The following is a 1,406-nucleotide window of genomic DNA, read 5'->3' as shown; positions in this document are numbered from 1 at the left end:
GGCGTGGGGCGAGCGCGCGCGTGGCGTGGGGCGAGCGCGCGGGGTGTGAGCACTATGGCGTGGGGGCGCCGCCGGTGACCGAGAGCGTGTTCCCGGTGGTGTACGAGGACTCCTCGGAGGCCAGGTAGACGTACGCGCCCGCCATCTCGACCGGCTGTCCGGGACGGCCCAGCGGGTTCTTGTGACCGAAGGTCGGCAGCTTCTCGGGCTTCTGCCCGCCGCTCACCTGCAGCGCCGTCCAGAACGGCCCGGGCGCGACGGCGTTGACGCGGATCCCGCGCGGTGCGAGCTGCTGCGCGAGGGACTTGGACATCGTGTTGACGGCGGCGCGCGAGGTGGCGTAGTCCACGAGACCCGGCGACGGGGTGTACGCCTGCACCGAGGACGTGAAGATCACGCTCGACCCGGGCTGCAGATGCCCGAGCGCCTCCTGCATCATCCAGAACGGTGCCGAGATGTTGACGTTCATCGTCTCAGCCCACTGCTCGGAGGTCAGGTCCTCGAGGTGCTCGACGAAGGTCTGCCGTGCGGCGTTGAGCACGAGGACGTCCAGCCCGCCGAGTCCGGTGACGGCGTCGCGGACGATCCCGCGCGCGACCGCCTCGTCCCCGACGTCGCCGGGGAGCAGGACGCAGGTCCGGCCGGCCGCACGCACGAGCTCGGCCACCTCGTCGGCGTCGGACTGCTCCGCGGGCAGGTAGCCGATCGCCACGTCCGCGCCCTCCCGCGCGTAGGCGATGGCCACGGCGCGGCCGATCCCGGAGTCACCGCCGGTGATCAGCGCCCGCCGCCCGGTGAGCCGACCGTGGCCCACGTACGAGTCCTCGCCGTGGTCGGCGGGCGGGTCCAACCGGGAGGCCAACCCCGGAACCGGCTGCTGCTGGACCGGCACCTCGATCTGGTACTTCGCCGTCGGGTCGACGAGCACGGGATCCCCGGACTGGTCAGAGGGTTGAACTGTCGGATCGGTGGTCACGTACGCCTCCCTGGTCGTCTGGACTCCCGACCGTACGCCTCCGGCGACCGGATGCGAGCGGGCCCGGGATCCCCCACAATGCGGGCACGACAGCCGTCAACCGAACCGAAGGAGTGGGCATGCCCCGTTACCGCGTGATCGATCCCGAGCAGAACGTCATCGATGAGAAGGAGTTCGCCGACGACACCAAGGCCTACGACTGGTTCAAGACCGTGGAGGTGCCCGACGATGCTCTCGGGTACGCCATGGAGGTCGACATGAACGGTGAGTGGACACGCTTCGAGATCAACGACGGCGGCACCAACACCTCGCCGGCCGCCGACGAGGGCACCGGCGTGGCCTGATCTGCCACACCGGCAGAAGACTTCCGGCCACTCGGCCGAGCCCGTCGGGCCGACTCCCCCACCGCGCCACCCGGGGGGTCGGCCCG

At 71.0% G+C, this 1,406-nt stretch carries 2 protein-coding genes; one reads left to right on the top strand and one right to left on the bottom strand.

All coding sequences use genetic code 11. From position 1 onward, the window contains the following. Window positions 1–52: 52 nt before the first annotated feature. Window positions 53–976, bottom strand: coding sequence for an SDR family oxidoreductase (locus IY392_RS13280; protein ID WP_107757167.1), 924 nt, complete (start codon window positions 974–976; stop codon window positions 53–55). Between the two features lie 119 nt (window positions 977–1,095). On the opposite strand from IY392_RS13280, the gene IY392_RS13275 reads away from it, so the two are divergent. Continuing rightward, the gene (locus tag IY392_RS13275) at window positions 1,096–1,320 is read left to right on the top strand and encodes a hypothetical protein (protein ID WP_107757168.1); all 225 of its coding nucleotides are present in this window, start codon (window positions 1,096–1,098) and stop codon (window positions 1,318–1,320) included. Window positions 1,321–1,406 lie beyond the last annotated feature (86 nt).

This window comes from Dietzia sp. SYD-A1, assembly GCF_015356725.1.
Classification (GTDB): Bacteria; Actinomycetota; Actinomycetes; order Mycobacteriales; family Mycobacteriaceae; genus Dietzia.
The sequence above is the reverse complement of the archived record's forward strand: the minus strand, read 5'-3'. Positions and strand labels throughout refer to the sequence as shown.

Bases quoted from the DNA above. Each gene is read 5' to 3' on its own strand.
- IY392_RS13275 (WP_107757168.1), top strand. From the start codon at position 1,096: ATGCCCCGTTACCGCGTGATCGATCCCGAGCAGAACGTCATCGATGAG.